This is a genomic window from Flavobacterium sp. (genome assembly GCF_044360715.1).
In the GTDB taxonomy this organism is placed as follows: domain Bacteria; phylum Bacteroidota; class Bacteroidia; order Flavobacteriales; family Flavobacteriaceae; genus Flavobacterium.
Map to the genome: position 1 here is coordinate 87648 of NZ_JBIKJY010000001.1, position 21038 is coordinate 108685.

General features: G+C 31.6%; 20 protein-coding genes and 1 tRNA gene. 15 read left to right on the top strand and 6 right to left on the bottom strand.

Annotated features, from left to right (window positions below; all coding sequences use genetic code 11):
• The first annotated feature begins 168 nt into the window (after positions 1-168).
• Positions 169-2400 (top strand): TonB-dependent receptor family protein, encoded by a 2232-nt coding sequence (locus ACIQ16_RS00345; protein ID WP_396148028.1) that lies wholly within the window; start codon positions 169-171, stop codon positions 2398-2400.
• 62 nt (positions 2401-2462) lie between these two features.
• Here the strand turns inward: ACIQ16_RS00345 and ACIQ16_RS00350 are convergent, their stop codons facing one another.
• The gene (locus ACIQ16_RS00350; protein ID WP_396148029.1) at positions 2463-3281 is read right to left on the bottom strand and encodes a ZIP family metal transporter; all 819 of its coding nucleotides are present in this window, start codon (positions 3279-3281) and stop codon (positions 2463-2465) included.
• Between the two features lie 73 nt (positions 3282-3354).
• Entirely contained in the window at positions 3355-4002 is a 648-nt protein-coding gene (locus tag ACIQ16_RS00355) for a metal-dependent transcriptional regulator (protein WP_396148030.1), read from the bottom strand.
• Positions 4003-4080: 78 nt separating this feature from the next.
• On the opposite strand from ACIQ16_RS00355, the gene ACIQ16_RS00360 reads away from it, so the two are divergent.
• Together ACIQ16_RS00360 and ACIQ16_RS00365 are read left to right on the top strand one after the other, a co-directional pair.
• The gene (locus ACIQ16_RS00360; protein ID WP_396148031.1) at positions 4081-4821 is read left to right on the top strand and encodes a transporter; all 741 of its coding nucleotides are present in this window, start codon (positions 4081-4083) and stop codon (positions 4819-4821) included.
• A 3-nt stretch (positions 4822-4824) separates the two neighbouring features.
• A complete protein-coding gene (locus ACIQ16_RS00365) occupies positions 4825-5961 on the top strand; it encodes a lycopene cyclase family protein (RefSeq protein WP_396148032.1) in 1137 nt (378 codons plus the stop codon).
• A 42-nt stretch (positions 5962-6003) separates the two neighbouring features.
• Here ACIQ16_RS00365 and ACIQ16_RS00370 read toward each other — a convergent pair whose 3' ends face one another.
• On the bottom strand, positions 6004-6825 hold the full coding sequence (locus ACIQ16_RS00370) for a hypothetical protein (protein WP_396148033.1): 822 nt from the start codon (positions 6823-6825) through the stop codon (positions 6004-6006).
• 151 nt (positions 6826-6976) lie between these two features.
• On the opposite strand from ACIQ16_RS00370, the gene ACIQ16_RS00375 reads away from it, so the two are divergent.
• The 4 genes from ACIQ16_RS00375 to ACIQ16_RS00390 all read left to right on the top strand — a co-directional run bounded on the left by ACIQ16_RS00375 (position 6977) and on the right by ACIQ16_RS00390 (position 9917).
• Positions 6977-7387: a BrxA/BrxB family bacilliredoxin gene (locus tag ACIQ16_RS00375; protein WP_396148034.1), complete on the top strand. Its 411-nt coding sequence runs from the start codon at positions 6977-6979 to the stop codon at positions 7385-7387.
• A gap of 91 nt (positions 7388-7478) precedes the next feature.
• On the top strand, positions 7479-8210 hold the full coding sequence (locus tag ACIQ16_RS00380) for a lysophospholipid acyltransferase family protein (protein ID WP_396148035.1): 732 nt from the start codon (positions 7479-7481) through the stop codon (positions 8208-8210).
• 5 nt (positions 8211-8215) lie between these two features.
• Positions 8216-9205, top strand: a complete 990-nt coding sequence (locus tag ACIQ16_RS00385) for an acyl-ACP desaturase (protein WP_396148036.1) — start codon at positions 8216-8218, stop codon at positions 9203-9205.
• A gap of 67 nt (positions 9206-9272) precedes the next feature.
• On the top strand, positions 9273-9917 hold the full coding sequence (locus ACIQ16_RS00390; protein ID WP_396148037.1) for an HD domain-containing protein: 645 nt from the start codon (positions 9273-9275) through the stop codon (positions 9915-9917).
• 125 nt (positions 9918-10042) lie between these two features.
• Here ACIQ16_RS00390 and gdhA read toward each other — a convergent pair whose 3' ends face one another.
• The gene (gene gdhA / locus ACIQ16_RS00395; RefSeq protein WP_396148038.1) at positions 10043-11386 is read right to left on the bottom strand and encodes an NADP-specific glutamate dehydrogenase; all 1344 of its coding nucleotides are present in this window, start codon (positions 11384-11386) and stop codon (positions 10043-10045) included.
• A 274-nt stretch (positions 11387-11660) separates the two neighbouring features.
• Between gdhA and ACIQ16_RS00400 the strand changes: the two genes are divergently transcribed.
• The 8 genes from ACIQ16_RS00400 (at position 11661) to ACIQ16_RS00435 (ending at position 18876) form a co-directional block, all read left to right on the top strand.
• Positions 11661-11999, top strand: coding sequence for a T9SS type A sorting domain-containing protein (locus ACIQ16_RS00400; protein ID WP_396148039.1), 339 nt, complete (start codon positions 11661-11663; stop codon positions 11997-11999).
• A 102-nt stretch (positions 12000-12101) separates the two neighbouring features.
• Positions 12102-13988 (top strand): T9SS type A sorting domain-containing protein, encoded by a 1887-nt coding sequence (locus ACIQ16_RS00405; protein ID WP_396148040.1) that lies wholly within the window; start codon positions 12102-12104, stop codon positions 13986-13988.
• A gap of 126 nt (positions 13989-14114) precedes the next feature.
• The gene (locus tag ACIQ16_RS00410) at positions 14115-15095 is read left to right on the top strand and encodes an acyl transferase (RefSeq protein WP_396148041.1); all 981 of its coding nucleotides are present in this window, start codon (positions 14115-14117) and stop codon (positions 15093-15095) included.
• Positions 15096-15103: 8 nt separating this feature from the next.
• Positions 15104-15871 carry a TatD family hydrolase gene (locus ACIQ16_RS00415; RefSeq protein ID WP_396148042.1) on the top strand — a complete coding sequence of 256 codons (768 nt, stop codon included), beginning with the start codon at positions 15104-15106 and terminating at the stop codon, positions 15869-15871.
• A gap of 57 nt (positions 15872-15928) precedes the next feature.
• Positions 15929-17056 carry a 1-acyl-sn-glycerol-3-phosphate acyltransferase gene (locus ACIQ16_RS00420; protein WP_396148043.1) on the top strand — a complete coding sequence of 376 codons (1128 nt, stop codon included), beginning with the start codon at positions 15929-15931 and terminating at the stop codon, positions 17054-17056.
• Between the two features lie 58 nt (positions 17057-17114).
• The gene (locus ACIQ16_RS00425) at positions 17115-18095 is read left to right on the top strand and encodes an asparaginase (RefSeq protein WP_396148101.1); all 981 of its coding nucleotides are present in this window, start codon (positions 17115-17117) and stop codon (positions 18093-18095) included.
• A 4-nt stretch (positions 18096-18099) separates the two neighbouring features.
• A tRNA-Ser gene (locus tag ACIQ16_RS00430) sits at positions 18100-18184 on the top strand.
• Positions 18185-18231: 47 nt separating this feature from the next.
• The gene (locus tag ACIQ16_RS00435; protein ID WP_396148044.1) at positions 18232-18876 is read left to right on the top strand and encodes a porin family protein; all 645 of its coding nucleotides are present in this window, start codon (positions 18232-18234) and stop codon (positions 18874-18876) included.
• Here the strand turns inward: ACIQ16_RS00435 and ACIQ16_RS00440 are convergent.
• The gene (locus ACIQ16_RS00440) at positions 18864-19475 is read right to left on the bottom strand and encodes a hypothetical protein (protein WP_396148045.1); all 612 of its coding nucleotides are present in this window, start codon (positions 19473-19475) and stop codon (positions 18864-18866) included. The genes ACIQ16_RS00435 and ACIQ16_RS00440 overlap by 13 nt on opposite strands.
• A gap of 28 nt (positions 19476-19503) precedes the next feature.
• Positions 19504-20976 carry an RNA polymerase factor sigma-54 gene (gene rpoN / locus ACIQ16_RS00445; RefSeq protein ID WP_396148046.1) on the bottom strand — a complete coding sequence of 491 codons (1473 nt, stop codon included), beginning with the start codon at positions 20974-20976 and terminating at the stop codon, positions 19504-19506.
• Between the last annotated feature and the right edge of the window lie 62 nt (positions 20977-21038).

The window sequence follows — 21038 nt, forward strand, 5'->3', positions numbered from 1 at the left end:
AAATTTAATTTGACAAATATTAACAATTAAATTTAATTTTATGCTAAAATTTACCCTAAATATTTATAAATATTTAAAATTTAAAAATCCTTAAAAAGTTTTTATTTATAATTTGTCTAAATAAAATTAAGTAATTAATTTTGTTGTCTAGAATTAATCTAAATAAAAATGAGAAAAGTATTTGTAATTATCACCACATTAATTAGTGGTGTTTCAATAAGTCAAAATCAAAAAATTAAAAGCGCCGATACCATCTATAAAATAGAACCTGTTGTCATTAAAACAAAACAACAAAGTCCAGAAAGAATGCCAGAAATAAAAGAAAATATTCTTTTTTCAGGTAAGAAAAATGAAGTTTTAAGACTTTCTAATATTAATGGAAATTTTACCACTAACAATGCCAGAGAAATTTTTTCAAGAGTTCCAGGAGTTACCATTTGGGAAAATGAAGGGTCCGGAATACAAATTAACGTGGGCGTACGCGGTCTAAGTCCAAATAGAAGTTGGGAATTGAATACCCGACAGAATGGATACGACATTTCATCCGATGTATTTGGGTATCCAGAAGCGTATTATAATCCACCATTAGAGGCTGTGGAAACAATAGAATTAGTTCGTGGTGGATCTGCCCTTCAGTTTGGCCCTCAATTTGGTGGGATGTTAAACTACGTTTTAAAAAGAGAAACTAAAAAACCATTTTCATTTGAATCACAAAATACAGTAGGTAGTTACGGTTTAATGAGTAGCTTTAATGCCATTGGTGGAAAATACAATAAATTTTCTTATTACATCTACAATCATTCCCGAAGTGGTGATGGCTGGAGAGACAACAGTAAGTATTCCGTTAGAAATACACACGCTTTCATAGCTTACCATTTTACAGAAAAAACCAAGCTTACTGCAGAATATACGAATATGGATTACAAAATGCAGCAAGCCGGAGGATTAACTGATAATCAATTTAAAAATAACCCCCAACAATCTTTAAGAGAAAGAAACTGGTTTGGTACGCCTTGGAATGTATTTGCTATTAATTTTGACACTAAAGTCAATAATCGTTTTTCATCTAATACCAAACTTTTTGGACTTATAGGTGAGCGTAATAGCGTAGGATTTACTGCTACTCCAAATATTGAAGATGTAATAAACTCTGTGACTAATGATTTTGCAAATAGACGAGTTGACCGTGATTATTATAAAAATTTTGGTGTTGAAAATCGTAATATCTTAAAATACAAACTAGGTAAAATTGCTAATAATCTTGCTTTTGGAGCGCGACTAAACAAAGCCAGTACACGTCGTGTTCAAGATGGCAAAGGAACAACTGGTGCTGATTTTGATTTGTCAATTGACGGAAGATTTGGAAGAGATTTAGATTTTACTACAGAAAATGTGGCTGTTTTTGCTGAAAATCAATTTAAAGTATCTGAAAAATTTAGTGTTACTCCAGGAGTTCGTTATGAATATATTAAAAATACAGGAGAAGGAAGATTTGGTATTAGCAGTGGTAATGACATTATAATGCCTGTTAAATCTACATCAAGAAACCAACCATTATTTGGATTAGGGTTAGAATATAAATTTATTAGTACTAATATTTATGCCAATATTACTCAAGCATTTAGACCCGTCTTATTTTCAGACATTACCCCACCAGCCGTTACAGATGTAATTGACCCTAATTTGAAAGATGCAAGCGGTTTTAATGCTGATTTAGGTTTTAGAGGAACATATAAAAACTATTTAAATTTTGATTTTAGTTTGTTTTATTTAAGTTACAATAATAGAATTGGTGGTGTTAGACAATTTATTAATGATGATCCCACTAAAGGAACTTTCATATTCAGAACAAATTTAGGAGAAACCATAAACAAAGGAATTGAAGGCTTTTTAAATATAAATATAACTCGTTTCTTCCAAATAGAAAAACCATATGGTAACCTAGATCTTTTTGCATCTATTAGTTTTATTGATAGCCGCTATACTGATTTTAGTATTTTTAGTGCTACAGGTTCAGCACCAAATGTAACAATAACAGAAACTAATCTTTCAGGGAATAGAGTTGAAAATGCTCCTAGATACATTCATAATTTTGGTCTTTCTTGGGGAAATACTAGCTTTTCTACCACATTACAATACAGAATGTCAGGTAAAATTTTTACGGATGCTAACAACACAGTTGCGCCATCTTCAAACGGAGTAACGGGCCTATTAGAACAATATCGAGTAATGGATTTTTCGTCAGAATATAAATTTCTAAAACATTACAATGTAAGAGCGGGAGTGAACAATCTTTTAGATAAAAATTATGCAACTAGAAGAGCTGGCGGTTATCCAGGGCCTGGTATTCTTCCTGGTGAAGGACGAACTTTCTATATTTCATTAGGTATTAAACTATAACTATTTTAGTTGATTTTTGATTAAAATATAGCTAATATTGAAATTAAAAATTGTAGTAAATATTACCCCAAAGCTACATCTAAACTCATCATTACAATAAATCCTGCAATAAATCCTAAGGTGGCAATATCGGTATTTTTATCTTGTTGGGTTTCTGGTATCACTTCTTCTACGACTACGAAAATCATAGCCCCAGCTGCAAATGCCAATGCATAAGGTAAAATGGGAGTGAAAAAAGTAACAGCAACGGCGCCTAAAACTCCGGCAATAGGTTCTACAATTGCAGACGATTGCCCGTACATAAAACTTTTTCTACGACTCATTCCCATTCTTCGTAAGGGCATAGAAACGGCAATTCCTTCCGGAAAATTTTGAATTCCAATACCTATAGCTAACGTAACAGCCCCTGCAATAGATGCTTCTGGAATGCCAGCTGCAACGCCGCCAAACAAAACTCCAACCGCCAAACCTTCTGGAATATTATGTAAAGTGATAGCTAAAACCAATAAAGTTGTCCGTTGCCAAGGCGATTTTATCCCTTCTGTTTCTTTAAAATTAATATGCAAATGGGGTAAGGTTTTATCTAATGCAAATAAAAACAAAGCCCCCATTAAAAAACCGCTTGCAGCAGGAATAACTTTAGTAAAACCTTCACCTTCACTCATTTCTATGGCTGGCGCCAGCAAACTCCAATAACTTGCCGCTACCATAACACCTCCTGTAAAACCTAACATTCCGTCTAAAACAGCACGATTCATAGTTTTAAAAAAGAATACTAATGAAGCTCCGGCAGCAGTAACCAACCACGTAAACATCGTAGCATAAAAAGCGGCTAATATTGGATCAATTCCTTCTAAATGTTTTATTAAATCGTTGTACATTTAATTTTACTTTTTAAAACACTGATTTTAGAAATCATTAAAATTTTAAATATTCCTAAAATCTGTGTTGTTTTTATTTTACATATAAATTATTCGCAATTTTATCTGAAATAACTAAAACATTTGAATTCACTTCAATTTTAAGGGTTCCATCAAATGGTTCTTTTTCTAACACTTTCATTTTTGTACCCAACGAAATGTTCTGTTTGTTCAAATATTGTAAAAAATCAACAGAAGTATCTTTTACGCCCACACAGGTCATGGTTTTACCAACTTCGATTTCAGAAACCAATTGCTTTTCTATTTTTATTATTTCTCCTTTTGCATTCGGAATAGGATCGCCGTGCGGATCAAAACTTGGAAAATTTAAAAACTGATCCAATTGATTGATTAATTTTTCAGACTGAATGTGTTCTAATTCTTCCGCAACTTCGTGTACCTCATCCCAAGCGAAACCGAGCTTTTCTACTAAAAAAACTTCCCATAAACGGTGTTTTCTTACAATTATTTTGGCATTAAATTTTCCTTTATCTGTTAATGAAACGCCTTGGTATTTTTGATAATGTATCCAATCTTTTTCAGATAATTTTTTAAGCATATCTGTTACAGAGGAAGCTTTTGTATCTAACATTGCAGCAATAGCATTAGTATTCACGCCTTTTGGTGAAAGGTTTGATAAATGATAAATAACTTTCAAATAATTTTCTTCAGAAGTGGTCATTTTGTATATTTGAAAAGCAAATGTAAAATAAATTTACGGATTTAAAAAAATATTTTTAGATTTGCCTAAAAAATATATATGAAAAAAATCATACTATTACTAATTTGGATTCCTTTTTTAGCGTTTAGTCAAGAAGTTGAACCCATACAAACGGATAGACCCGACCAAACAGAAACGCCCTATTTAGTTCCAAAGAAAATGTTTCAAGTGGAAAACGGATTCAGTTTTCAAAAAAATAACGCTAATAGTAAAACCTTGACTTTGCCTTCTTCTTTGTGGAAATATGGAGTCAACGATAATTTTGAATTGCGATTAATCACTGAATTTTTAATCGACAACAATTTGGACTCAGAAATTTCAGGATTAAACCCGGTGCTTGTTGGATGTAAAATTAAAATTGCTGAAGAAAAAGGGATTTTTCCTAAAACTTCATTTATAGGACACGTTGGACTACCAAATGTAGCGTCATCAAAATATAAAAATGAATTTACAGCGGCCGAATTTCGTTTTGTAATGCAACACACCCTTTCAGAAAAAATGTCTTTTAGTTATAATCTAGGAAGCGAATGGGACGGAAACTCGCCCGAAGCTACATTTATTTATACCATTGCAACAGGTTATTCTATTTCGGAAAGAATAGGAAGTTATATTGAAGTTTTTGGCTTTTTACCTGAAAATGCAACTGCAAATCATTCAATTGATGGAGGAATAACTTATTTGATTAATGATAATTTTATGCTAGATTTGTCATCAGGATTCGGAGTTACTAAAAATGCGCCAAGCTATTACGCAGCTTTTGGTTTTTCTTTCAGAATGTAACAAATGAAACACTATCATTACATATTTACCGGAAACGGCTTATCGGCTTTATTGACCCTTTTTGAAATGGTGAAATCTGGGCAGTTTTCTGATAAAAAAATACTTTTGATAGATTCCGATGCGAAAAACAAAAACGACAGAACGTGGTGTTTTTGGGATACTGAAAATTTATTTGATGAAATTAGTACTAAAAATTGGCAACGCGCTTGGTTTAACAACGAAAACTTCAGCAATCAATTAAATTTGTTTCCGTACTCATATAAAATGATAAAAAGTTCGGATTTTTATAAATTGATGTTTGATACGATTTTACAACATAAAAACATCGAAATTTTTCAAGATGAGGTACTTGATTTTTCAGAATTTGGCCATCATTGTGTGGTTCAAACTAAAACGAAATCGTTTACCTGCAATCAAATTTTCAATAGCATCTACAATCCGGAATTTGTAAAATCACAAACTAAGTTTCCTTTAGTACAACAACATTTTATTGGTTGGTTTATTAAAAGTAAGGAAGCTGTTTTTACTGAAGATTGCCCTACTTTTATGGATTTTTCAGTAGCACAAAAAGGAAATACGCGCTTTATGTATATTTTACCGACTTCATCAACTGAAGCATTATTAGAATATACGTTGTTTTCTAAAGATTTACTTTCAAAAGAAGCATACGAAGCTGAAATTGAAATCTACATTAAAAAATTAGGTATTGCCGAATATGAAATCGTAGAAAAAGAACAAGGTAACATTCCAATGACGTGTTTTCCGTTTTGGAAAAATAACAGTAAAAACATAATAAATATTGGATCGGCAGGGGGATGGAGCAAAGCTAGTACGGGTTATACATTTAAAAATTCGGTAAAAAAATCAAGAGAATTAGTTAGGTTTTTACGAACAGAAAATGATTTTACTAAATTTCATAAAATCAATAAATTTTGGTTTTACGATTTATTATTAATTGACATTTTGTATCAAACCAATCAATATGGAAGCGCCATTTTTTCGAGTATGTTTAAAACTGGAAAAGCACCTTTAATTTTCAAATTCTTAGATGAAGAAACTTCTATATGGGAAGACTTGCAAGTCATTTGGATATGTCCAAAAAGCTTATTTATTAAAGCATTATTGAACCGAATTTTTTAGTTTCATCCAGACATTCTGAACTAGTTTCAGAATCAAACTTTTTTATTCTTGTAATTTCTTATTTACCAATTTTATATTGGTATAAAACTGATTTACATCTGTAAAAATAACGCCTTTTTCATCAAATCGTTTAAATGTAAAATCTCGTAATTTTTCTTCGATACTTAACGATTTCAAAACCATTTTATTTTTCACAATTTCAAAATTCATAGCGACTTTTTCCCTTTGGTATATCCAGTTTGAAGTGAATTTATGATTTTTACCAATATTTTCTTCACTGGAATAAAAGAACGGATAAGGTTCTTGAGTTTCATAATTTAATTGCAATAAATTGTAATTTTTATCCACAATAAAATTCCCTTTATAAAACCCTTTTGATTCAAAAGTTACCAATAACTCATCATTATCTAACCATTCTCTGGTAAATTCATATCCATTTGGATGAATAAAAAAGTCCAATTCGGCAGTGGTTAAATTTTTACGAATCGGAAAACCCGAAAGCCATCCAATTGGTGATTCATCTGAAGTATATGCTTTAAAAATTTCTTTAAAATTTGAAAACCAATTGTTTTTATTTTCAATGACATTTTTTTTTGAAAACGTATTATTGAAATTTGAAATTTTTATAATTTGCTCTTCATTTCTGTTAATAATTGTATCCGAATTTTTTAAATTTATTTGACGCAAATTGAAAACAAAACTTGTAGTATCGGTTTTTTTTAATAATTGCTTATTTACTCTTTTTAAGATAGTTACAATTTTAGGTTTGCTTTTAATATGTATCAATTCAATTTCTGCATCTTTGAGTTCTTGTGCAAAACTATATGTAGCAAGACTTAAAAAAAATAAAATATAATATTTCATAACTAAATTAATTATTACAAATATAGCATACAATTTTAAAGATATGATCAAATTTATAGCACGATAACAAATCTTTATGAAAAGTTTATATGTGTAGAAGTAAAAACTTTGTAAATTTGTACATTATAAACGATAATTAAAAAAACAAAATATGTATCCAGAAGAAATGGTAAAACCGATGCGTGCAGAATTATCTGATGCAGGTTTTCAAGATTTATATTCAGCTGAAACCGTTGAACAAGCTATCAGTCAAACAGGAACAACTTTAGTAGTTGTAAATTCAGTTTGTGGTTGTGCAGCAAGAAATGCTCGTCCAGGAGCAAAAATGAGTTTAGAAAACGCAAAAAAACCAAGTAATTTAGTAACTGTTTTTGCAGGAGTTGACAAAGAAGCAGTGGACAAAGCAAGAGAACATATGTTCCCTTTTCCACCTTCTTCACCTTGTATGGCGTTATTTAAAGACGGCGAATTAGTTCATATGTTAGAACGCCATCATATTGAAGGCCGTCCTGCAGAACTTATTGCAGAAAACTTAAAAGACGCCTACAACGAATTTTGCTAATTACTATGCAAGCATACTATAAAAACCACCTAATTGGTGGTTTTTTTATTTTTAACTCGTACCTTTGAAAACGTTATAACAAAAAAAAGGTATGCAAAAAATTATTTCGTATCCATTATCGGTACTATATGCAATAGTTTTTTTATTTTGGTTGCTCATTTTTCACCCTATTCAATTGGTTTGTTACTACGTTTTTGGGTATAATGCACATAGAATGTCTGTAGCGGTTCTAAACTTTTTTTTATTAAGAACTGCACATATTTTAGGCACCACGTATTCTTTAGCTGGGCGAGAAAATTTACCAAAAAACAAACCTTTAATTTTAGTTTGTAACCATCAAAGTATGCACGATATTATTCCAATTATTTGGTTTTTAAGAAATGTGCATCCAAAATTTATCAGTAAAAAAGAGCTTGGCAAAGGCATTCCAAGTGTTTCTTTAAATCTAAGAATTGGGGGTTCTGCATTAATAGATAGAAAAGACGGAAAACAAGCTTTAGCAGAAATAAAAAAAGCAGGAGAATACATTAATAGTACAAATCGTTCGATGGTTATTTTTCCAGAAGGAACAAGAAGTAAAACAGGAGTTCCAAAAGAATTTGCAACAAACGGATTGAAAATGTTATTCAAATTTGCTCCAGACGCCTATTTTGTTCCAATTAGTATAAATAATTCTTGGAAAATGAATAGGTTTGGACAATTTCCTTTAGGATTAGGAACAAAAATAACATTTCAAATTCATGAACCATTAAAAATTTCTGACTATTCATTTGATGAAATTTTTGAAAAAACAGAAGAAATTATAAAAAAACATATAAATTAAAAACCATGTCAATACAAAACATTCGACTTGAGGTCATGCAATTATTGGAAAAGAAAATTGATTCTTTTATGGAAGAATTTTTAATTCCAGTAGAAAAAATTTGGCAACCAACAGATTTGTTACCAGATTCTAACAATGAAAACTTCTTAGAAGAAGTAAAAGAATTAAGAGAAATTTCAAAAGATTTACCTTATGATTTTTGGGTTACTTTAGTTGGAGATACTATTACAGAAGAAGCTTTACCAACCTACGAATCTTGGTTAATGGATGTAGAAGGCGTGGATAACGTGGAAAGAAATGGATGGAGCAAATGGGTACGCCATTGGACAGGTGAAGAAAACCGTCATGGGGATGCTTTAAACAAATATTTATATCTTTCTGGAAGAGTAAATATGCGTGAAATAGAACAAACTACACAACATTTAATTAATGATGGTTTTGATATTGGAACCGGAAGAGATCCATACAAAAACTTTGTTTACACCAGTTTTCAAGAATTAGCCACTTTTGTTTCTCATAACAGAGTAGCACTAATTGCTAAAAAATACGGCGAAAAAAAATTATTCAAAATGTGTAATTTAATTGCTGGTGATGAAATGCGCCATCATTTAGCCTATAGCGAATTTGTAAATCAAATATTTAAAGTAGATCCTAGCGAAATGATGCTGGCGTTTCAATACATGATGAAGCAAAAAATTACCATGCCTGCTCTTTTCTTACGCGAATCGGGCGAGAAAATTGGTAGTGCTTTTGAAGCGTTTTCAGATTCCGCACAAAGAATTGGCGTGTATACTGCCGCTGATTATGTTGATATCTTAGAGAAATTAAACGTGAAATGGGACATTGCAAATATGAACGGACTAACCGCAGAAGCTGAAAAAGCAAGAGATTATCTTATGAAATTACCAGAAAGAATGAAGAAAATTTCTGAAAGAATAATCATTCCAGAAGAAGGTCAAATTTTTAAATGGGTTGAGCCTGCTTTAATTAGATAATTTTTTAAATTCTAAAAACATAAATTCCAAATTCCTAAAGAGTTTGGAATTTTTTATCGATACTAAAATGGCAATACTAGAAAACACAAAAAACTTCGTAAAAAAGCAACTAGAAAATGCTGAAAGTGGTCATGATTGGTTTCATATAGCACGTGTATATAAAAATGCTCTGCTAATTGCAAAAGAAGAAACCTGCAATTTAGAGGTAATTCAATTAGCAGCTTTATTACACGATATTGCCGATAGTAAATTTCACGATGGCGACGAATCTATAGGTCCAAAAACAGCTCGTGATTTTTTAACAAAAGAAAATGTTTCGGAAGAAACCATTTCTCACGTGGTGGCTATAATTGAAAACATTTCATTTAAAGGTGGTAATTTCGAAAAAAACTTCAGTTCTAAAGAGTTGGAAATTGTGCAAGACGCCGACAGACTTGATGCAATTGGAGCTATTGGAATTGCACGAACATTTAATTACGGTGGTTTTAAAAACAGAGAAATATATAATCCAGAAATCGTTCCGAATTTGTCGCTTTCAAAAGAAGCATATAAAAATTCAACTGCGCCTACAATTAATCATTTTTACGAAAAATTATTGCTGTTAAAAGATAAAATGAATACGGAAACAGGTAAAAAATTGGCTCAAAAAAGACATGATTTTATGGAAACGTTTTTAGAGCAGTTTTATAATGAATGGAACGGAATTGTTTAGTATTCAGTGTTCCGCTTTTAGTGTTCAGTTATTAGTATAAAAAAAGCAGTTTTCAAAAATGAAAACTGCTTTTTTTATTTTAAATACTCTTTTCTGTTTACTAATTACTGCAAACTGAACACTTATTAAACTACACCTTGACCTAACATAGCATCTGCAACTTTTACGAAACCTGCAATATTAGCACCTTTAACGTAATCTACATAACCATTTCCGTCTGAACCATATTTTACACATGCTTCGTGGATGTTTTTCATAATTCCTTTTAATCTTTCGTCTACTTCTTCTGAAGACCAACTTAAACGTAAAGAATTTTGAGACATTTCTAAACCTGAAGTGGCTACACCACCAGCATTAGATGCTTTACCTGGTGCAAATAATATTTTTGCGTTTTGAAACACAATAACCGCTTCTGGAGTAGTTGGCATGTTTGCTCCTTCTGCCACACAGAAACATCCGTTTGCAACTAATGTTTTTGCTTCGTCCTCGTTTAATTCATTTTGAGTTGCACAAGGTAATGCAATATCACATTTTACTTCCCAAGGACGTTTTCCTTCAACAAATTTTGCCGATGGATATTTTTTAACGTAATCTGAAATTCTTCCATAATTTACGTTTTTAATTTCCATTACATACGCTAATTTTTCAGCGTCAATTCCAGCTTCGTCATAAATATATCCAGAAGAATCTGACATAGTTACTACTTTACCACCTAATTGAGTTGCTTTTTCAGCCGCATATTGTGCTACGTTTCCAGAACCAGAAACCACAACGGTTTGTCCAGCAAAACTTTTACCTTTTGTTTTTAACATACTGTCTGCGAAATACACATCTCCGTAACCTGTTGCTTCCGGACGAATAAGTGAACCTCCAAAAGAAATTCCTTTACCTGTTAATACACCAGTAAATTCATTTCTTAATCTTTTATATTGACCAAACATATAACCTACTTCACGACCTCCAACACCAATATCTCCAGCAGGAACATCCGTATCAGCACCAATATGTTTTGATAATTCTGTCATAAACGCTTGACAAAATCTCATAATTTCTACATCTGATTTTCCTTTTGGATCAAAATCGGCACCACCTTTTCCACCACCCATTGGCAATGTAGTTAATGAATTTTTGAAAACTTGTTCGAATGCTAAGAATTTTAAAATACTTAAATTTACAGAAGGATGAAAACGAATTCCTCCTTTATAAGGTCCGATAGCAGAGTTCATTTGAATTCTGAAACCTTTGTTTACTTGAGTAGCTCCTTTGTCGTCTATCCAAGCTATACGAAACATAATTACTCTTTCTGGTTCCACCATTCTTTCCAATAACATTTTGCCTTGGTATTTTGGATTTGCCTCGATAAAAGGAATTACGGTTTCAGCCACTTCTCTTACGGCTTGCATAAATTCTGGTTCGTTTGCATTTCTTTTAGCTACTTCGCCTAAAAATGCTGTAACACTTTGACTCATAATTATATTTTTTTTGATAATTTTCAGCTGCAAATATACATCTTAAAAAAAATACTTCGAAGAATTTGATAAAAAAATTAGTGTTTTTTTAAGAAAAAAGAAAGTAGTATTGAAAAAAATAAGAAATCATCAAAAAATCAACAAATTGTTACATTTTTGAAATTACGATTTGTATACGCAAAAAATTAAATATTAATCAGAATTAATTATTTTTTTCCTATTTTGGTATACTAATTGATATTTATTTTATAAATTTACCTCATATATACAAATTATGGCAAAAAATTACATTTATATCATCCTATTCTTCTTATCATTTAGTATTGGCGCTTTGGCTCAAGAAAGCAGAAACAGCGGTTCAGCTAAATCGCAAGAACCTACTATTGAAGGACTAAGTTTGTACCCAAACCCTAACAATACTGGGAAAGTTTACATTACTTCTAGATTAAATTTGGATAAAAAAGTTGAAATTTTTGATGTTTTAGGCAAAAAAGTAATTGATACTACTTTATACACTAAAGAATTAAACATCTCTAATTTAAACCCAGGTGTTTACATCATTAAAATCAAAGAAGGAGAAGCTTCAGCTACTAGAAAGCTGATTGTTAACTAGCTAATAATTTATCTTTATTAAATTTACATTAATTTTATGTGACCTATGTGGCCTAAAATTAATTTTGTTTCTATATTTGTACTCAATTTAATTTCTAAAAAAATGAAAAAACTTTACTTTTTACTTTCTTGTTTATTAACTATTTCTAGTTTTGGACAAGTATTTACAGAAGATTTTAACTATGCTGATAACGCATTATTATCTGCTAATGGCTGGACGGCTTTTAATGGTGCAGGTACTGCATCTGTTGATGTTGGAGCGTCTAATGGTTTAAATTATACTGGTTATTCAGGAACAACTGGCTTTACAGCTTCAGCTGTTGGAAATGCAGCTAGATTAGACACTACAGGTGAAGATGTAAATAAAAACTTTGCATCAAGCGTTACTTCAGGTAGCCTATATTATACATTTTTAGTAAATGTTACTTCTGGAAATGCAGGTTATTTTGCAGGGCTTTTATCTGCAGGTACTACCTTTAGCAATAGAGTATTTGTAAAACCTTCAACTGTTACTGGAAAAGTAAACTTTGGATTATCAAATACTGGTACTGCAATATACGCAACTACACCAACAGATTTTGATTTAAACACAACTTATCTTATTATTGTAAAATATGATGTTACTACTACTGGTAACGCTAGTATGTGGATAAAAGCCACAGGTATACCAGCTACTGAAGCAGCAGCAGGTACTCCTGAAGTAACTGTGTCAGGAACAGTTCCTGCAACTGCATCAGGATTTTTTTTAAGACAATATGATCCGGCTCAAAATATAACTATTGATGGTATAAGAATCTACTCAACTTGGTTTAATGCTGCACCTTGTACTCTTGTTTTAAATGCTGAAACAAGAGTATGTAACGCAACAACTTTAGCTTTAGATACATATACAACTACAATTCCATTTACAGGTGGTGGAACTGCAACTTATACAATGAGTGCCACTACCGGTACTATAAGTGGTGATAATCCTTCAACAGCCGCAACAGGAAATATTATTATTTCTGGCGTTACAGAAGGCACTAATTACACGTTAACTATTTCAGGTGGTTGTAACATTGTTAAAACAATTACTGCACCAGAATGTAAGCCAATAAATGCATTGCCTTTTACTGATTCATTCCCTTACACTGTTGGAAATTCATTAAATAATGAGCAAAAATGGAGTATTTTAAATACGGGTGATAATATTATTGCTTCAACTGGTAACTTAAATTATACAGGAATTACTTCTGCTGGAAATTCAATTTCATTTGGTGGCGCCGGAGCTGAATCAAAAACTTTATTTACTAATACTACAACTGGTAGTATTAATGCAAGAATGTTAGTTTCTGTAACAGATATTTCTGGAATTACAGCAGATTTAACGGGTGCTTATTTTGCAATTCTTACTGACAACGCAAGTAGTTTAACTAATGCAAGATTATGGGTTAGAAAAAACGGAACGCAAATTCAATATGGAATTGGAGCTGCTACCACTGATGTTGTTTGGGGTGCAACTTTGTATGCTACAGGTACCACACAATATTTAGTGCTTGGATATGATTTTATTAATAATTCTGTATTTTTATGTGTAAATCCTACAATCGGAGGAACTACAGCGCCGACAGCTACTTATACTCCAACTGCTGCAATTACAGGCATAGGTGGATTTGTATTTAGACAAGACTCAGCTACTCTAACACCAACAGCAATAACTATAGACGAGTTAACGGTAGATACTGTGCTAAACTTTACTCTATCTAACCAATCTTTCTCACAAATTGACGGATTGAAAATGTATCCAAATCCAGCGAAAAATAATTTATTTATTGAAACGGCTTTAAATAGTGATATTAATGTATCTATAATAAATGTTTTAGGAAAAGAAGTAATCAATTCTAAAGTAAGTAATAATGCTGTAACTATTTCTGGTTTAACTCCAGGTATGTATATTGTAAAAATTACTGAAGAAGGAAAAACGTCTACTAAAAAATTAATTATTGAATAATTATAGATCCTGAAACAAGTTCAGGATGACAAATAAAGGAAAGCATCAACGAAAGTTGGTGCTTTTTTTATGCCCAAAAACCAGAAAAGATACTTGCAACTAATATTCTTTTTCTACTTTTGTACTATGATTTCACAAGAAGACATTTTTGCTATTTCCTCTAAAAAAGAATTTGAAAAAATTACTTTAAAAGTTTTTCGTTATCAATACGAAAACAACAAAGTGTATCAAGCGTTTTGTAATCATTTAGGAAAAAACTCAAGTAATGTCAAGCAAATAGATACGATTCCGTTTTTACCCATACAGTTTTTTAAATCGGAAACAATAGTTTCTAATTCAAACCAAGTTGAAGCTGTTTTTACCAGTAGCGGTACAACAGGCGCTATTACAAGTCAACATTTTGTTACAGATGTTTCAATATACAAAAACAGCTATAACCTGGCTTTCGCTCAATTTTACGGGAATATTCAAGAATATTGTGTCTTAGCGTTACTTCCATCCTATTTAGAAAGAGAAGGTTCTTCTTTAATTTATATGGTAAGCGATTTAATCGCAAAAAGCAATCATAAAGACAGTGGTTTCTATTTAAATAATTTAGAACAACTTGCTAATAAAATTATCGAACTAGAAAATGAAGGTCAGAATATTCTATTAATAGGCGTTACATATGCTTTGTTAGATTTAATTGAATATAAAAAATTTAACTTAAAGAATACTATCGTTATGGAAACTGGCGGTATGAAGGGCAAACGAAAAGAAATCATACGAGAAGAATTGCATCAAACACTTTGCGAAGGTTTTGGAGTGAACACCATACATTCGGAATACGGTATGACCGAACTTTTATCTCAAGCCTACTCGTTAGGAAACGGTATTTTTGAATGTCCCTTATGGATGGATGTACTAATTAGAGATACGGAAGACGCGTTACAATATGTTGAAAACGGAAAAACCGGTGGCATCAATGTGATTGATTTAGCAAATATTAATTCCTGTTCGTTTATCGCTACGCAAGATTTAGGAAAAAAACACCACAATATGACTTTTGAAGTATTAGGAAGATTTGATAATTCCGACATAAGAGGTTGTAATTTAATGGTTTATTAAAAAATAAAATGATATTAACAGATACACATACCCATTTATATTCTGAAGAATTTTCTGAAGACAGAGATAAAATGATTCAGAACGCAATTGATTCAGGCGTTTCAAGACTTTTTGTGCCTTCTATAGATAGTAGTTACACTCAAAAAATGTATGCTTTAGAAACACAATATCCAGAAAATGTGTTTTTAATGATGGGACTACATCCGTGTTATGTAAAAGAAAATTACGAAGACGAATTGGCGCACGTTATTTCCGAATTAACCAATAGAAAATTTGCAGCAATTGGCGAAATTGGTATTGATTTATTTTGGGACAAATCGTTTTTAAAACAACAACAAGACGTTTTTTTAAAACAAATTCAACTCGCCAAACAATATAAACTACCTATAAATATTCATTGTAGAGAGGCGTTTAACGAAGTTTTTGAAATTTTAGAACAAGAAAAATCAGAAGAATTATGGGGAATTTTCCATTGTTTTACTGGAGATTTCAATCAAGCGCAACAAGCCATTTCTTGCGGGATGAAATTAGGAATTGGCGGCGTAGCCACTTTTAAAAATGGTAAAATTGATCAGTTTTTAAATGAAATTGGCCTCAAACACATTGTTTTAGAAACTGACGCGCCGTATTTGGCACCCGTGCCTTATAGAGGAAAACGCAATGAAAGTAGTTATATTAAAGTAATAGCTGAAAAATTATCAGAAATATATCAGTTGCCAATAGAAGACATAGCTGCAATTACCACACAAAACAGTAAAGATATCTTCGGATTTTAAAATTTGTTAACGTATAATTCCTATTTTTTTCGTTTTTTTGTAGTTCTAAAATAAAGTATGTCGAAATTTGATAAAATACGTCCCTATTATGATGCTGAAGTAAACGATGCTATTCGTGCTTCACTTAATCATCCTATGATGAAAGCATTAGTGGACTTTGCGTATCCAAATACTGAAGAATCAGTCTGGAAAGAGCAATTGCTTCGCACACATTCTATTAGAGATTTTCAAATTAATTTTGCATACCACGCCATAAAAAAAATATTAGAAAAAAGTTCTGACGGTTTAACCACATCTGGCTTTGAAAAATTAGAACCAAATACCTCCTATTTTTTCATTTCAAATCATAGAGATATTATTTTAGACACCTCGTTATTAAACGTTTGTTTACACGAACATGGTCTAGTGATGACGGCATCTGCCATTGGAGATAATTTAGTGAAAAAAGATTTTTTACTAATGCTTTCTAAACTAAATAGAAATTTTTTAGTACAAAGAAATCTTTCGCCAAGAGAGTTATTAGAAAGTTCTAAATTACTTTCGGAATATATGTATCGATTGGTGTCAAAAGAAAATCGTTCCGTATGGATAGCTCAGCGAGAAGGAAGAACAAAAGATGGAAATGACGCCACGCATTCTGGAGTATTAAAGATGATTGCGATGGCATCCGACGAGAATAATAATATGGATTTCTTTAAGAAAATAAAAATTGTGCCAGTTTCCATTTCCTATGAATATGATCCAACGGATGCGCTAAAAATTCCGCAATTAATGGCTGAAGCCAATGACGAAATTTATACTAAAGAAAAAAACGAAGATTTTATAACGCTATTAAGCGGCATTATTGGGCAGAAAAAACGCATTCATATTCACGTTGGTGATGTTTTAGATGCCGAATTAGATGCGATTTCTGAAGAAACAACAAACTCCAACAAACAAATGTTTGCATTGGCACAAGTGATTGACGATTCTATTTTACAATCCTATAAGCTTTGGCCTACCAATTATATTGCCTACGACATATTACATCAAACTACTACTTATTCTGATTGTTATACCGAAAAAGAAAAACAACTTTTTGAACGTAGATTAGAATTAAGAATTAATGCGGATGACATAAAAATGAAAGAAAGTTTCTTAGCGATGTATGCCAATCCGGTGCTAAATAAATTAAAATACCAATAAATTGAAAGCAAATCAAAAGGCAACTATTTTATTAATTTATACCGGTGGAACTATTGGTATGATTAAAGATGCCGATACAGGAGCATTAAAAGCTTTTAATTTCAAAAAACTAATAAAAGGCATTCCAGAACTTAAATTATTAGATTGCAATATTGAAACTGTTTCATTTGAAAAACCAATTGATTCGTCTAATATGCAAATTTCAGATTGGCAAAAAACAGCTGAAATTATTGAAAAAAATTACACTAATTTTGATGGTTTTGTGGTACTTCACGGATCGGATACGATGTCTTATAGTGCTTCTGCTTTGAGTTTTATGTTTGAAAATTTAAACAAACCAATTGTTTTTACGGGCTCTCAATTACCTATTGGTGATTTACGTACAGATGCAAAAGAAAATTTAATTACCGCCATTCAAATTGCTTCTTTGCAAGAAAAAGGAAAACCAGTTATTCAAGAAGTTTCCCTTTATTTTGAATATAAATTATACAGAGGAAACCGAACTACAAAAATAAGTGCCGAACATTTTAATGCATTTACATCGCCAAATTTTCCTGAACTTGTAGAATCGGGCGTGCATTTGAATGTAAATAATGAAGTGCTTCTAAAAGAAAACGTTTCAAAAAAGTTAAAGGTTAATACTAACTTTGATGACAATGTTTTTATTTTAAAATTATTTCCTGGTATAAATAAAACCATTTTACACACGCTTTTACATACGCCAAATTTAAAAGGGGTGGTTTTAGAAACCTATGGCTCAGGAAATGCCCCAATGGAAAATTGGTTTATTGATGAAATTGAAAGCGCCATAAAACGTGGCATCCATATTATAAACGTAACCCAATGTAGTGGAGGAACCGTTTTAATGGGTGCTTATGAAACCAGTACTCGCTTAAAAGAAATTGGTTTAATTTCTGGTAAAAATATTACTACAGAGGCCGCTATTACAAAATTAATGTATTTGTTAGGGCAAAACGTGGCTAACTCGGTTTTTAAGACTATTTTTGAAACCTCATTGCGAGGTGAAATGAACGATTAAAATTAGAGAGGTGGCCGAGTGGCTGAAGGCGCACGCTTGGAAAGCGTGTATATGGCAACATATCGAGGGTTCGAATCCCTTCCTCTCTGCAAAACTGTAGTGGTTTTAGACAATTAAAAAACAATAACTATTACAAATGAGAATATTATTTTTTTTATGGATTCCCTTTTTTTGTTTCTCACAAGAAATAAAACCCATTGAAATTGATTCCCTTTACAGAGAAGATCAATTTTATTCTTCTTTAAGTTATAATTTAGTTCAAAATCGTCCTGATGGATTTAAGCAATTTTCATTTTCACCTGGAGTAACCTTTGGGATTTTGAGAGACATACCTATTTCAAAAAATAGACATTGGGCAATTGCACCAGGAATTGGCTATTCGTACAATAATATTAAACAATTTATAAATTCTGAAGAAATTGTTGGGGCTACAGAAAACACCTCATCTGAAAACATTAGAACCATAATTACAACTCATAGCGTTGATTTTCCTTTAGAACTTAGATGGCGAAATTCCAACCCAAGTAGTCATAGTTTTTGGCGAATTTATACTGGATTAAAAACCAGCTATGTATTTAATTCAAAATTAAAATTAGAGTCCACAACAGAAAGTTCTAAAGAATCTATTTCAGATGAAATAAATCGTTGGCAATATGGCGCTTATATTTCTGTTGGATTTAATACTTGGAACCCATATATTTATTATGGTTTAAATCCAATCTTTAAAGAAGGCTCTAAAATGAGTAATTTTAATGTTGGTTTTATCTTTTATATATTATAAAACCAAACCAAAATTTGTGGCAAACCGCCTATAGCGATTCCTGCTAGTAATTCTATTGGTGTATGAGCTTTCATATATAATCTTGACGAGGCAACAAATCCCATACACAGTATTAAAAGTGCTACAGTATTAATCGCGGCTATTTCTAAATAACTGGTAAAAATTAATACAAAAACAGTTAAAGAAGTACAGCCTATCATATGTAAACTGGCTTTAAATCGAAAGATTACAGAAACAAACACCAAAAAAGCACTTATAAATCCTGCTTGAAAAAACTTAAATAATTCTGGAAAATGTGTTTCTAAAACCGTGAATTTTAAAAGCAAATACAATAGCACCAATTGAATAAAAATAGGCAATCTTCTTTCTTCAAGTGTGGCTTCGGTAAAGGAATTTATTTTTTTTAAAGCTCTTAATAATAAATAAAAACTTATAGGTAACAGCAGTGTTAATATAAAGATTTGAATGCACGACAAATATACTTCAGCTAAATTATTAGTGTTATCCGTAAACAAAAAATACACTATTGCTCCGTAAAGCGAAATAAATATCGGATGAAAAATATATGAAAATGGTTTTAAAAAGTATTTTGTAGTCAATTGAAACTGTTTTGAAAGTTTAGAAAAGTTACATTTTTTTTCTCAATCTGGCTACAGGAATATCTAATTGTTCTCTATATTTAGCAATAGTTCTTCTTGCAATTGGAAATCCTTTTTCTTTGAGAATTGCTGCTAAATCTTCATCTGGTAAAGGTTTGTTTTTATCTTCTTCAGCAATAACACGCTCTAAAATATTTTTGATTTCAATGGTAGAAACATCTTCCCCTTGATCGTTTTTCATCGCTTCAGAAAAGAATTCTTTAATTAGTTTCGTTCCGTAAGGTGTGTCAACATATTTGCTGTTTGCTACACGGGAAATGGTAGAAATATCTAAACCAATCATATCGGCAATATCTTTTAGAATCATTGGTTTTAACTTAGATTCTTCACCTTCCAAAAAGTATTCTCGTTGAAAATACATAATGGCATTCATCGTAACAAATAAGGTTTCTTGACGTTGTTTTATCGCATCAATAAACCATTTAGCAGAATCTAATTTTTGTTTGATAAACTGTACCGCATCTTTCTGTGAATTAGACTTATCACTGGAAACCTTATACGTTTGCAGCATTTCTTGATAGTCTTTAGACACGTGTAATTCAGGCGCGTTTCTTCCGTTCAAAAGCAATTCTAATTCGCCATCTACAATACGAATGGTAAAATCAGGAACTACGTGTTCAATAATCCTACTATTGCTATCGTAACTTCCACCCGGTTTTGGGTTTAATTTTTCTATTTCCTCAATAGCTTTTTTTAATTGTTCTTTGGAGCAATCAAATTTTTGCAGTAATTTATCGTAATGTTTTTTAGTAAACGCATCAAATTGTTTATCAAGTAAAGCAATGGCTAAATTAACTGATTCTGTAGGTGTTTTGTGTTTTAATTGGATCAATAAACATTCTTGTAAATCTCTTGCGCCTACTCCAGAAGGTTCTAACTGTTGCACAATATGCAATACTTTTTCTACTGATTTCTCGTCGGTATACACCCCTTGCGTAAACGCCATATCGTCAACGATATCCTGAATGGTTCTTCTGATATAACCAGAATCTTCAATGCTTCCCACCAAAAACTCAGCAATTTCTCTATCGTTCTCCGAAAGAATAAACGTGTTTAATTGATTAATTAAATCTTGATGAAAACTAATTTGTGCCGCCATAGGCAACGTTCGGTCTTCATCGTCATCACTGTAATTATTACTTTGATATTTATAATCTGGCGTATCGTCATTGCTTAAATACTCATCAATATTAATGTCGCCAGTATCTATTTGGTCGTTATCGTAATCATCATAACCATCCTCATCATTTGAAGTATCATTATAATCATCTAATGACTCGTTATTGTCGTCTAAACTTCCTTCTAAAGCTGGATTTTCAACCATTTCCTCTTGCAAACGTTGTTCAAAAGCTTGCGTAGGCAATTGAATCAACTTCATCAACTGAATTTGTTGAGGCGATAATTTTTGCGATAATTTGAAATTTAAACTGTGTTTAAGCATTGATTTTTTTGTTTAAAAGTTTAAGGTTTCAAGTTTCAAGTTATTGCAACTACAACAACTTG